The organism is Streptomyces sp. NPDC004561, from assembly GCF_053602155.1.
The window spans coordinates 1-12,697 of record NZ_JBSGDB010000248.1; the positions used below are offsets into that span (position 1 = coordinate 1).

At 70.2% G+C, this 12,697-nt stretch carries 11 protein-coding genes; 8 read left to right on the forward strand and 3 right to left on the reverse strand.

The genetic code is table 11. From position 1 onward, the window contains the following. Positions 1-83: 83 nt before the first annotated feature. The 3 genes from ACWEN3_RS27735 to ACWEN3_RS27745 all read right to left on the reverse strand — a co-directional run bounded on the left by ACWEN3_RS27735 (position 84) and on the right by ACWEN3_RS27745 (position 3,465). On the reverse strand, positions 84-2,255 hold the full coding sequence (locus tag ACWEN3_RS27735) for an MFS transporter (RefSeq protein WP_452976200.1): 2,172 nt from the start codon (positions 2,253-2,255) through the stop codon (positions 84-86). Between the two features lie 119 nt (positions 2,256-2,374). Further along, a complete protein-coding gene (locus tag ACWEN3_RS27740; protein ID WP_452976181.1) occupies positions 2,375-2,869 on the reverse strand; it encodes a MarR family winged helix-turn-helix transcriptional regulator in 495 nt (164 codons plus the stop codon). A gap of 65 nt (positions 2,870-2,934) precedes the next feature. Next, on the reverse strand, positions 2,935-3,465 hold the full coding sequence (locus tag ACWEN3_RS27745) for a hypothetical protein (protein ID WP_452976183.1): 531 nt from the start codon (positions 3,463-3,465) through the stop codon (positions 2,935-2,937). 274 nt (positions 3,466-3,739) lie between these two features. On the opposite strand from ACWEN3_RS27745, the gene ACWEN3_RS27750 reads away from it, so the two are divergent. The 8 genes from ACWEN3_RS27750 to pqqA all read left to right on the forward strand — a co-directional run bounded on the left by ACWEN3_RS27750 (position 3,740) and on the right by pqqA (position 12,640). After that, positions 3,740-4,681, forward strand: a complete 942-nt coding sequence (locus tag ACWEN3_RS27750; RefSeq protein WP_452976185.1) for a heavy metal-binding domain-containing protein — start codon at positions 3,740-3,742, stop codon at positions 4,679-4,681. Positions 4,682-4,694: 13 nt separating this feature from the next. After that, positions 4,695-5,555 carry a heavy metal-binding domain-containing protein gene (locus ACWEN3_RS27755; RefSeq protein WP_452976187.1) on the forward strand — a complete coding sequence of 287 codons (861 nt, stop codon included), beginning with the start codon at positions 4,695-4,697 and terminating at the stop codon, positions 5,553-5,555. Positions 5,556-5,606: 51 nt separating this feature from the next. Continuing rightward, positions 5,607-6,044, forward strand: a complete 438-nt coding sequence (locus ACWEN3_RS27760) for a hypothetical protein (RefSeq protein ID WP_452976189.1) — start codon at positions 5,607-5,609, stop codon at positions 6,042-6,044. 312 nt (positions 6,045-6,356) lie between these two features. Further along, on the forward strand, positions 6,357-7,751 hold the full coding sequence (locus ACWEN3_RS27765) for a LytTR family transcriptional regulator DNA-binding domain-containing protein (RefSeq protein WP_452976191.1): 1,395 nt from the start codon (positions 6,357-6,359) through the stop codon (positions 7,749-7,751). Positions 7,752-7,788: 37 nt separating this feature from the next. Next, complete coding sequence (gene katG / locus ACWEN3_RS27770; RefSeq protein WP_452976193.1) at positions 7,789-10,098, forward strand: catalase/peroxidase HPI; 2,310 nt, start codon at positions 7,789-7,791, stop codon at positions 10,096-10,098. Between the two features lie 218 nt (positions 10,099-10,316). After that, positions 10,317-10,778, forward strand: coding sequence for an MSMEG_3727 family PQQ-associated protein (locus ACWEN3_RS27775; RefSeq protein WP_452976194.1), 462 nt, complete (start codon positions 10,317-10,319; stop codon positions 10,776-10,778). A gap of 19 nt (positions 10,779-10,797) precedes the next feature. Next, the gene (locus ACWEN3_RS27780; protein ID WP_452976196.1) at positions 10,798-12,498 is read left to right on the forward strand and encodes a PQQ-dependent dehydrogenase, methanol/ethanol family; all 1,701 of its coding nucleotides are present in this window, start codon (positions 10,798-10,800) and stop codon (positions 12,496-12,498) included. A gap of 46 nt (positions 12,499-12,544) precedes the next feature. After that, entirely contained in the window at positions 12,545-12,640 is a 96-nt protein-coding gene (gene pqqA / locus ACWEN3_RS27785) for a pyrroloquinoline quinone precursor peptide PqqA (RefSeq protein WP_452976198.1), read from the forward strand. The last annotated feature ends 57 nt before the right edge of the window (positions 12,641-12,697 follow it).

Sequence of the window (12,697 nt, forward strand, 5' to 3'; positions counted from 1 at the left end):
GGACGCGATCAACCGCGCCGGCGGGTGATCACCGGGAGGAACGGACTTCCGGCCGGGGTGCCGGCCTCCTCATGCGCCGTTCGTCAGCCGGTCCCGCCGTACCCCAAGCGGAGGTCCACCTCCCGGTCGTCCCCTGCCCTCAGCGCCACGTCGGCGACTACCGGTGCGTAACCGGAGGTGACGACGGTGTAGGCGCCCGGGGCCAGGCTGTGCAGGGTGTAGGTGCCGTCGACGACCGTCAGCGCGGAGGCCACCACCTCGCCCGAGGTGTCCAGCAAGGTGATGCGCGCGTCGGGAACGGGGAGGCCGGTGTGCCGGTGACGCACGGTCCCATGAACGGTGCCCATGCCGGCCAGCGTGACGTCCGAGACGACCGGTTCGGGCCCGGAGATCACCCGCACGGCGCCCGGCCGGTGTCCCACGGCCGACACGACCAGCGTGTACGACGAGGAGGGTTCCGGCGTCGCCAGCGTGTAGGTGCCGTCCTCGCCGGTCCTGGCGAGCGCTCGCTGCCGGCCGGATCGGTCGACGAGGGTGAGGGCCGCACGGGCGATGGGCTGTCCCGCGCTGTCGCGCACCCGGCCGCGCAGCACCCCGGCCGAGGGGCCCTCCACGGCCGGGTCCGGGGCAGACGACGGGCTCTCGCTCTCGCTCGTCGCGTCCACGGCGCGACCCCGGATCAGCGAAGCGAGCGCGGCGGCCACGGACATGGCGATGGCGAGGGAGAAGACCACGACCAGGCCGTCGTGGAACGGCTGCGAGATCAGATGGGGGAAGAACTCCCGTCCGGTGAGATGCGCCGCGCCCGAGGGCGACAGGTGGCCGAGGATCGCCGGACCGAGCAGGTGCTGGATCGGGTTGTACCCGAGGAACGCGGCGAACAGGACGCCCACCGGCGGCAGTTGCCCGACGCTGTGGGCGGCGCCGGCCGGGACGCCCTGGGCGGTCAGCCCGGACGTGAGGGTGTGGGAGAGGGTACCGGAGAGCCCGGCCACCATGAGCGAGAAGAACACGCCCATGGACAGCACCATGCCGGCGTTCTGGAAGGTGGCGCGCATGCCGGAGGCGGCGCCGCGGGCGTCGGCCGGCACGCTCGACATGATGATCGCCGTGTTGGGAGCGGCGAACAGCCCGCCGCCCAGGCCGTTGAGCAGGATCAGGGCGGCGAACACCGAGTAGGAGAAGTCGCTGGGCAGGACGAGCAGCCCGGCGAAGGACAGCGCCATCACGAGGAAGCCCGAAGCGGCGAACAGCCGCGCGCCGAACTTGTCGGACAGCGCACCGGAGAGGGGCCCGGCGAGCAGGAAGCCGACGGTCAGCGGCAGCATGTAGATGCCCGCCCACAGGGGGGTGTCGGCGTAGTCGTAGCCGTGCAGCGGCAGCCAGATGCCCTGGAGCCAGATGATCAGCATGAACTGCAGTCCGCCCCGTGCGACGGCGCCCAGCAGGGTGGCGGCGTTGCCCCCGGCGAAGGCCGCGTTGCGGAACAGACGCAGCGGGAACATCGGCTCGGCGACCTTCATCTCCACGACGCAGAAGACCGCGAGCAGCGCGGCCCCTCCGACCAGCCCGGCCAGCACCCACGGGTTGGTCCAGCCCATCGTGTGACCGCCGTACGGCTGGATGCCGTAGGTGATCCCGGCGAGCAGCGCGGTCAGGCCGACGGCGAAGGTGATGTTGCCCCACCAGTCCATCCGCCCCGGCCTGCGCACACCGGTCTCGTGCAGGGACTTGTACGCCCACACCGTGCCGATCAGACCGATGGGGACGTTGACCCAGAAGATCGAGCGCCAGTTCCAGGTGACGAGGACGCCGCCGAGCACCAGCCCCAGGAACGAGCCGGCGATGCCCGCCACCATGTTGACCCCCAGCGCCATGCCGCGCTGCCGCAGGGGGAAGGCGTCGGTGAGGATCGCCGCGGAGTTGGCCATCAGCATCGAACCGCCGACGGCCTGCACGATGCGCCAGCCGATCAGCCACAGCGCCCCGCCGCCGCCGTGGAAGGGGTCCAGCGAGAGGACCACCGAGGTGAGGGTGAAGATCAGAAAGCCCGCGTTGTAGATGCGGACCCTGCCCATCATGTCGCCGAGCCTGCCGAGCGCGACGACCAGGACGGCGGTGACGAGCATGTAGCCCATCAGCATCCACAGCAGGTAGCTGACGTTGGCGGGCTGCAACGGGTCGAGGCGGATGCCGGTGAAGATGCCGGGCAGCGAGATCAGCACGATCGAACTGTTGATGGTGGCGAGGAGCATGCCCACCGTGGTGTTGGTCAGCGCCACCCACTTGTAGCCGGGATGATCCGAGCCGATCAGTCCTCGACGGCGCTCCGTCCTGCCGGCGGCGCCGGGTATGTGGTCGGTCTCCCTGGACGTCATTCCTCGCTCCCGTCGTCTCGCCGTTCGGTCAGGGGAGTCGGCCGCGGGGCGTCCGCGAGCATGCGCTGGACGAGCGGAGCGACGACGCGCATCGCCGCGCCCAGTGCTCGTCGGTCGTCGTCCGGCAACGCGGCCACCAGATCGGCCAGACCGGCGTCCCGCGCCTGTCGACGCTCGGCGAGCACCTCCCGTCCGGTGTCGCTGATCGCGACAAGGGTCACTCGTCCGTCGCACTCGTCGCCGATGCGCTGGACCAGGCCTTGGCGCTCCAGCCGCTGCACCAACTGGGTCATCGACGGCTGGGCCACGCCCTCCGCCGCCGCCAGGAGAGTGAGCCGCAGGGGGCCCTCGCGTTCGAGCCGGGCCAGGGTGCAGGCGGTCGTGAAGCTCATGCCACGGCGGTCCGCCACGACCCTGATCACGGCCGAGGCGGTCTCCGCCAGCGCGCGTGCGGTCTGCCGGGCGTCCGCGTCTTCGGAGGAGTGATCCACACTTTAAGTATCACTCTCCTATATAGGCACCCTATGAAAATCTTCGTATGGAAATTCCGTGGCGGTCAGGAGGCGAGGCTTCGACGGACGTGGTTGCCGGTGACCTTGGTGATCTCGTGCCAGAACGGCGCCGCGGTCAGGTAGAGACCCAGCGCGCTGAGGATGCCGAGAGACACGTCCACGCTGATGCGTCCCTCCTTGGCCCAGTAGACGTCCTTCAGGTCCAGCAGCAGGGCGAACTCGTCGGCGATCAGCGCCGAGCCCGCGCCGTACAGGGCGCCGACCCCGGGATGACCGACATAGGCCTGGTCCCCGCGCACTGCCACGAGCCCGATGCCCGCGAGGGTGGCGATACCGATGTTGTAGTGGTGCAGATGTGTGCCGCCGGCGGAGATGTTGCCCCAGGGCAACCAGCCGCTCCTGATGCCGTGCGTGATCAGCCGTGCCGTGCCGAAGGTGCAGCCGAAGCCGAGCCAGGACGCCATGAGCGAGCGCTGGGTGGGGCCGGTGTGGTCCTGAAGCACCTGGCGCCACCGCTGTCGCAACCGCGGGCGCCGGTCGTCGCCGGATGGGTGGGACGCGGGGGCAGCGAGCATCCTCACTCCTGATCGTCGCCTGTGTGAACGGCGGTCACGCTGACACGCTCGGACACCTGCCAGGCTTACCACCCGACGGCCGGTCTGATGCGCATGCGCCGCCCATATGGCGCAGTGCCCCCCACCGCCGGCGGCGGGGAGTCGGTGAGCGGGCCGCCACCGTCGATGCCATCGGGCTCGTCGGCGTCGACCTCACCTCGGCCGGTCCGAGGGCCCGGGCATACACTCGACCCGCTGTGCCCTGGGCAGGGCATGAGGCGGGGAGTTGGTGTCCATGAGCGGGGATTGGACGGGGGCTGGGCTGCCCCCGGCGGCGGCCGCGCGTATCGCGGAGGTGCGGGGCAGTGGCACGTGGTCCTCGGCGCTGTCCACCGGTGAGTTCGCCGCACTGCGCGCCGTGGGGTTCGAGCCGGTGGGCCAGGTCATGGGCTCGGCCGTCTACCACGTGGGCCGCAGCGGCCGTTACTGGGGCTATCACGACTGTCTTTACGGGGGCATGCAGTACGCCTTCAGCAGCGCCCCGGCGCCCATAGCCCTCTCCGGACACGGCGCCCCGTCCGCCGGGCTCGTCGAGGTGCTCGACCGGGCGCGTCACTCGGCCCTCGACCGGATGACCGCCGAGTGCTCGGCTCTCGGCGGCGACGGCGTCGTCGCGGCGCAGTTGACCGTGGCGCCTTTCGTGGCGCAGCCCAACTGCCTGGAGTTCAAGGTGATCGGGACCGCGGTGCGTGCGGCCGGGGCGGTACGGGCGCCGCAGCCGTTCACCTGCCATCTCGACGGCCAGGGGTTCGCGAAGCTGGTGACCGCGGGATGGGTCCCGGTGGAGCTGCTCTACGGGTTGTCCATCGGCGTACGCCACGACGACTACCGCACCCGCGCGCAGACGCGCTCGTGGAACAACACCGAGGTCAGCGGCTGGAGCGAGCTCGTGCAGGCAGTGCGCTCCGACGCCCGTGCGCACCTGCGGGCGCAGACCGGGCGGCGGGGCGGCGACGGCGTGATCCTCTCCGCCGGCCACCTGCGGATCTGGGGCGAGTCGTGCATGCGCCGGAGCAACGACGACCAGAAGGACCATGTGGCCGAGGCGACGCTGCTGGGCACCACCGTCGCCCGCTTCACGGCACGCGAGGAGCCGCCCCGCACACTCACCGTGATGCCGCTCGACCCGGAACGACGTCGGCGGACCATGCGCCGCACCGCCACTGATATGCGATGAGGGGAACCCGTTCATGAGCGTCTTCGATCCCGCCGATGGCACCCCTGACGGCATGTCCGCCCAGGGCGTGCCGGCGGACGCGATGCGGCGGCTGGCCGAGCTCCAGCCGGGCAAGCCAGGTTCGATCTTCACCAGCGACCTGTCGGTCAACGAGTTCCTGCTGGTGCGCGAGGCGGGATTCCGGCCCATCGGTCTCGTCCTGGGCAGCTCGATCTATCACGTGGGCATCCAGATGGGCCGCTGGGGCAAGAACCAGGAGCTGACGACGCTCAGCCAGGCGATGTACCACGCCCGTGAGCTGGCGATGACCCGCATGGAGGCGGAGGCGGCCCAGCTGGGCGCGGACGGCATCGTCGGCGTGCGGCTGAGCGTCGAGGCCCGTGAGTTCGGCAGCGACATCGCGGAGTTCATCGCGATCGGTACCGCCGTCAAGGCCGACCACCCGGCGCCGGGCGGCAACGGCGGCAGCTGGCGCAACCTCAAGGGCCAGCCGTTCACCTCGGACCTCAACGGTCAGGACTTCTGGACGCTCATCCGCGCCGGCTACGCCCCACTGGGCATGGTGATGGGCACCTGCGTCTACCACATCGCGCACCAGAAGATGGGGCAGATGTTCTCCAACATCGGCAAGAACGTGGAGATCGAGCAGTTCACGCAGGCGCTGTACGACGCACGGGAGTTGGCGATGGCGCGGATGCAGCACGAGGCGGAGGAACTGCGAGCGGAGGGCATCGTCGGCGTACAGCTCAACTCGCACAACCACCGCTGGGGCGGTCACACCACCGAGTTCTTCGCGATCGGCACGGCCGTACGACCGCTGCGCGAGGACCATGTCATCGAGCGCCCGACGATGGTGCTCAGCCTGGACGGCTGAGCACCGGGCCCAGCAGACTCGGACCAACCGCACACCACGAGAGGCCCCGCGATGACCTCGCCACACGACCCCGTCCCGTTCGAGCCCGACGGCGAATCGGACTCCATCGACCTGCTGACGGCCGCGCTGCGCAGGGACGCCGCCGACCTGGAGGTCTACGCCCAGGTGCTCACCGGGACCCTTTCGGAGGCGCTGCCGCCGGGCTCCGTCACCGTCGAGCGCAAACGGGGCATGGCCGACCGGCTCGCGGGGCGCGACGGCCGCGTCACCCGGGTCGAGGTCTTCCTCGGCGAGCATCGTCTCGTGCTCGACCTGGCGGGAGGGCATCCCAAGGGCGAGGTGTGCAAGGAGGTCCGCGGCGTGGTGCTCTCGCGGCGCCCGGTGGCGCTCGACGAGTGGGTGCGGGAGCTCGCGGTCGCGGTCGCGGCCCGTGCACGGTCCGACGCGCGGGCCCGGGTGGCGCTGGAGCGGCTGGTGCTCGGGGAGTAAGGGCGCGGCCTCCCTGGCTGCTCGCCTTCCCCACACCTGCGCCCGGCGGTGTCCGCGGCCGAGCACCATGCCCGGGTGCGCCGGCCGCTGCCGCGCCAGGAACCCCGCCCAGGGAGGAACGTGCGCAGCCCGACAACGGTGCCTAGGGTGGGGGATGCAGGTCTGTGACACGGCCTGGAACGAGTGACCACGCAGGAAGACGTGCGACGTAGTGCCCGGCCCGCCGTGGGTCCGGCCGCGACGAGCGGCGCCCCGAGCGGACCGTGTGCACGCCGTCGGGCGTTGGGGATGAACCAAGGGCGGTTCTGAACCATGAGGAATGCATCTCGGTTCGAGCCCGTCTCGGCGAACCTGGGCAACGGCCCCGTACTCGCCGCGTGGGAGCGGTTCGTGCAGGGCGAGGATCACGTCCCGGGCGTCCGCCCCCTGGTGGCGGTCTCGTGGAGTCGCTGCCGCGAGCAGTACCGGATCGATCCTCACCTCACCCAGGCCCCGGCGGCCGTCGCGGAGCCCGGCCATGCGCCCGAGCACGACGTCGTATTCGCCGAGCTGGGGTTTCGTGCCTCCTCGGTGGCACATGAAGTGGGCAACCTCGGCGGCGTCGTCACCGTCACCGATGCCACCGGCCGGATCCTGGCCGAGTGGGGTGATCAAGCCACGCTCGCCAGAGCCGACGCCTCCCGTCTGGCGCCCTGGTTCTGCTGGGCCGAGTGCGCGGCCGGGACGAACGGCATGGGCACGGCGCTCGAGACGCACGGCCCGGTGCCGATCAGGGGCGCGGAGCACTGGTGCCAGGCGTTCCACAACTGGGTCTGCGCGGGCATCGCGGTCCGTGACGTGGTGACCAAGGAGCCGATCGCGGTCCTGAGCATCTGCTGCTGGCGCAGCCAGCTTCCCGAGTCCGCGGAAAGCTGGCTGGCGAACGCGGCCACCATGACCCAGCACCCGCTGAAGAGGCGCGCCCGGTACAGCGGGGCGGAGCTGGTCGCGGCCTACACCAAGGCCAGGACACGCTCCGGCGCGGCGCTCGCCGCGGTGGACACCGCGGGCAAGGTGGTGATCGCCGACGACATGGCGAGCGTGCTCCTGGGCGTCCCGGCCTCCACCCCGGCGGTCGACCCCACGCTGCGGTGGAACCCCGGGCTGCCGGAACTGATCGCAGCCGCCCGGCATGCCACCGGTCAGGCAGCCCACAATCCCGGCTGGGTCGGCTCGACGCGGATCTTCGCGCATCCCGCCGACGAGCCGACATCGATCAGCATCCGACCGGTCTTCTCGTCCGGGCACCTGATCGGGAACCTGGTCTCGTTCGGCGTCTCCGACGGGGTGCAGTTGCCGCAGGCGGACAGGTCCACGCGCCCTCGGACGCCGCCGCACCGAGTGGTCGCGCTGCGCGACAACCGGATGGTGCTGCTGCGGCTGCCGGAAGTCTCCTTCGCCGAATCGCGGGGAAGCGACGTGTGGCTCTCCACCGATCAGGGACGGTTGCGAGCCGCCTCTTCGAGCCTCGACAAACTCGACGGTGAGCTGGCGGATGTCGGCTTCCTGCGGGTGCACCGCCGGTACCTGGTCAACCTCAGCCGCATCCGCGAGATCGAGCGCGGGCCCAAGGGCGAGCTGTCCCTGGTCATGGACGACCGGACGAAGGAGATGGTGCCGGTCTCCCGGCGGAACACGCCGGCCGTGCGTCGCGCGCTGGGCATCTGACCTACCCGGCACACCCTCTGTCCCTGGAAGGAGTCCCGTGTCCGACAGTCCGGACGCCGTCGTCGGCGAGACGAGCGCGGGGAGCGCGGGCGGCCTCGGCATCTCCGTCCCGGCCGGGCACCGCCGTGACCCCACGGGCGGCGCGAACCACCGCGACGCGTGGCCGAACCGGCTCGATCTGGGGATCCTCCGGAAACACCCCGCCGTGGCCGATCCCATGGGCGAGGACTTCGACTATGCCGCGGAGTTCGGGACGCTCGACCTCGACGCTCTGGCGCGGGACGTCGACCGGGTGCTGACGACGTCGCAGGAGTGGTGGCCGGCCGACTTCGGCCACTACGGGCCGCTCGTGATCCGGATGGTGTGGCACGGCGCCGGGACGTACCGCGTCGACGACGGCCGTGGTGGCGCGGGCGCCGGCATGCAGCGTTTCGCGCCGCTGAACAGCTGGCCGGACAACCGCAACCTCGACAAGGCGCGCCGGCTGCTCTGGCCGGTGAAGAAGAAGTACGGCCGCAAGATCTCCTGGGCCGACCTGATGATCTTCGCGGGCAACCGCGCCCTGGAGACGATGGGCTTCACGACCTTCGGCTTCGCCGGCGGCCGGGCGGACGTCTGGGAGCCCGACGAGGACGTCTACTGGGGCCCGGAGCGGGCCTGGCTCGACGACGCACGCCACGGCGGCGTCCGGCAGCTGGAGAGTCCTCTGGCCGCCACCCAGATGGGCCTCATCTACGTCAACCCGGAGGGGCCGAACACCGTCCCGGACCCGCTCATGGCGGCCCGCGACATCCGCGAGACGTTCCGGCGCATGGGGATGAACGACGAGGAGACCGTCGCGCTGATCGCGGGCGGCCACACGTTCGGCAAGACCCACGGCGCGGCCGACCCGGAAGCCTGTCTCGGACCGGAACCCGAGGGCGCTCCCCTCGCGGAGCAGGGCCTGGGCTGGAAGAACGGACACGGCTCCGGAAAGGGCGGGGACGCCGTCACCAGCGGGCTCGAGGGTACGTGGACACCCACCCCGACGACATGGGACAACAACTTCTTCAAGACCCTGTTCGGCTACGAGTGGGACCTGGAGCTGAGCCCCGGCGGTCTGTGGCAGTGGATCCCGAGGGACGGCGGCGGGGCCGGTACCGTCCCGGACGCCCACGACCCGTCGGCGAGACACGCTCCCACGATTCTCACGACGGACCTCGCCCTGCGGTCGGACCCGGTCTACGAGCCGATCTCGCGGCGCTTCCTGGAGAACCCGGACCGGTTCGCGGACGCGTTCGCCCGGGCGTGGTTCAAGCTGACGCACCTCGACATGGGCCCGATCCAGCGCTACCTCGGGCCGCTCGTCCCCCGGGAGAGGCTGATCTGGCAGGACCCGGTCCCCGCTGTCGACCACGAGCTCGTCGGGGCGGCGGACATCGCCGCGCTCAAGAGCCGGATCCTCGCCTCCGGCCTCTCGGTCTCCCGGCTCGTGTCGACCGCGTGGGCGTCGGCCTCGACGTTCCGCGTCAGCGACAAGCGGGGCGGGGCGAACGGCGCGCGCATCCGCCTCCGGCCGCAGAGCGGCTGGGAGGTCAACGAGCCCGACACGCTGGCACAGGCGCTGCGCACCCTGGAGGAGATCCAGGAGTCCTTCAACGCGTCCCAGACCGGGAACAAGAAGATCTCGCTGGCCGACCTCATCGTGCTCGGCGGAGCCGCCGCAGTCGAGCAGGCCGCCAAGACCGCCGGCCAGGACGTCCGGGTCCCCTTCACCCCGGGACGCACGGACGCCACGCAGGAGTGGACCGATGCGGAGTCCTTCGCCCCGCTCGAGCCGACCGCGGACGGGTTCCGCAACTACCGCGGAAAGGGCAACCGGCTGCCCTCCGAGCACCTGCTGGTCGACCGCGCGAACCTGCTGAACCTCAGCGCGCCCGAGATGACCGTCCTGGTGGGCGGCCTGCGGGTGCTGGACGCCAATTACCGGCACTCACAGCTGGGTGTCTTCACCTCGGCGCCCGGGTCGCTGACCACCGACTTCTTCGTGAATCTGCTGGACGCGGGCACGGAATGGCAGCCGACATCCAAGGCCGCGGAAACCTTCGAGGGCCGCGACCGCGCCACCGGCGAGGTCAAGTGGCTCGGTAGCCGCGTCGACCTCGTCTTCCGCTCGCACTCCGAGCTGCGTGCCGTCGCGGAGGTCTACGCGAGTGACGACGCGCGGGAGAAGTTCGTGCGGGACTTCGTCGCCGCGTGGGACAAGACCATGAACCTCGATCGGTACGACCTCGCTCGACTTCTCCCCGGGGGCCTGACGGTGGCACATCGGGCGCGAACGGTAGCTGGTCGCGGACGAACGGCGTGAGGCGGCCCGGACCGTCGATCTCACTTGTCGGTGTGATTCGTCCGGCGTAGCGTGTTTCTTGATCGCCAATTAATCCACTTTCGATGTGATTCGTCCGGCATGGCACGCACCAGTGGTGCTGATTGCATCCGGGCGTCGAGCGACGCAGAAAAAGAACTTCGAGGTCAATTCGGAGAATTTTCCCGAGAAAGCTCTGGGACGAGGAGAGTGAAGCCCCGATGACGACCGCGCAGGAGCGATCCGACCTGATGGACCAGATCGGGTTGAACACACAGAACAAAGCGGCGCTGGGTCAGGTGCTGGGCACCGGAAGCATCGGCCGGGCCACCGAGGAATCGGGCGGCCACATGAAGGCCACCATTCGCATTCACCCGGATGAACTGACCTGGGATCCCGAAATTCTGGTCATGCCGCACGGAGGCGATATCGAACTCGAACTCATCAACGACGACCAGAACACCCACTGCGCGCTGCTCCCGAGCAACGGCGACCGGAAGTTCATCTGGCTGGTGAACCACTCACGGGGACACGCGAACCTCAACCTCGACGGACCGGGCTACTACTGGTTCGGCTCGCCCACGGGCAATGACGAGGGCCGAGGGCTGACCGGGGCCATCGTCGTCCTGGGGGACGCTCCTCCGGAGGCTCGCCTCGACCGTCCCGAACAGCCACGACCGTGAGAAGAAGGAGGCCGAGCACATGACCGTCGACTATGTGGACGCGGGCGAGGCCGTCGACCAGGGAAACCTGAGCGGCAAGATCGCGGGCGGGGAGGTCGCGCCGCCGGTGGTGGCCGGCGTCGACTACGAACGCATCCTCCATGCACGCGAGGAACCCCAGAACTGGCTCACCTACTACGGCGCCTACGACGGACAGCGGTACAGCCCGCTGGACCAGATCAACACGGAGACCGTCAAGCGGATGGTCCCCGCGTGGGTCTTCCAGGCCGGGACGACCGGACTGATCGCGGGCGCGTCGACCTACTCGTTCGAGGCCGCCCCGATCGTCGTCGACGGGGTCATGTTCCTCTCCGGCTGGGACGGCTGGGTCTGGGCCCTGAACGCCAAGACGGGCGTGGAGATCTGGCGGTACAAGCATGCGGTCCCCTTCGACGTGTCCTTGTGCTGCGGGAACGTGAACCGTGGGGTGGCCGTGGCGCAGGGAAAGGTCTTCTTCGTCACGGCGAACGCGCGTGTGCTCGCACTCGACGCCACCACGGGCAAGCAGGTCTGGGACAAGACCTACGGAGACGTCCGGGCCGGGGAGAGCGCCACGGTCGCCCCGCTGATCGTGAAGAACATGGTCATCGTCGGAAGCTCCGGCGGCGAGTTCGGCGTACGCGGCCACCTCGACGCGTTCGACCTCGAAACCGGCGAGCACCAGTGGCGCTGCTACACGGTGCCGAAGCCCGGGGAGCCCGGGGCGGAGACCTGGCCCGCCGACGGCGAGGCCTGGGCGCGGGGCGGGGCGAACTGCTGGCTCACCGGCACCTTCGACCCGGAGACGAACCTGCTGTACGTCGGCACCGGGAACCCGGCGCCCGACTTCGACGGAGCCGTCCGCGAGGGCGACAACCTCTTCACCGACAGCATCATCGCCGTGGACGTCGACAGCGGTCAGATCCGCTGGCACTACCAGTGCACCCCGCACGACCTGTGGGACTACGACAGCATCGCCGAGTGCATCCTGTTCGAGCACGACGGGCGCAAACTGCTGGGGCACTTCGACAAGAACGGCTACTTCTTCGTCCTTGACCGCACGAACGGCGCGAGGGTCCAGATCACCCCCTTCGTGGACCGCATCACCTGGGGGGCGATCACGAGGGACGGCCAGGTGACGGCCAAGGTGTACCCGGACAAGGAGGGAGAACCGGTCCACTTCTACCCGGGTCCCGCCGGCGCCAAGGAATGGACCCACGCGGCCTACAGCCCGAAGACCGGGCTCTTCTACGTCCCGGTCCAGGACACCGGCGCCACCGCCACCCGGCGTCGCCGGGAGTTCAAGGAGAGCATCCCGTACTGGGGCGCGGGCGTGCAGGTGGACATCGAGGACATGGCCGGGTCCATCAGCGCGTTCGACGTCAGCGGAGAGGAGAAGTGGCGCTGGCGCAACGAACTGCCGATGTGCGCCTCGGTGCTGGCCACCGGCGGTGACCTGGTGTTCGCCGGTGAACCCTCCGGCGAGTTCAACGCGCTCGACGCCCGCACCGGGGAACTGCTGTGGCAGTTCCAGTGCGGAAGCGGTCACCACAGCAGCCCGACCACCTACATGGTCGAGGGCAGGCAGTACATCGCCGTACCGGTCGGCTGGGGCGCCTGGGCCGAGGGGTTCCTCCCCGGCATGCTCGGCGCGGGCCACGGAAGCGCCCTGCTCGTCTTCGCCCTTCCGGAACCGTCCTGACGCGCGACCGGAGCCTTCGCCCTTCGGGCAGAGAGGAGGTGAACCCATGGAGCCGGAGCTCGCTGTGTGGGAGACACCCGAGTTCGACGAGATCGTGGTCGCGGCCGAGGTGACCATGTACCTCGCTCGGTTGGAGGACTAGCAGACGAGAGGACCAGCGGACGTGGGGCGGCGCCGGAGCCGATCCGGCGCCGCCGAC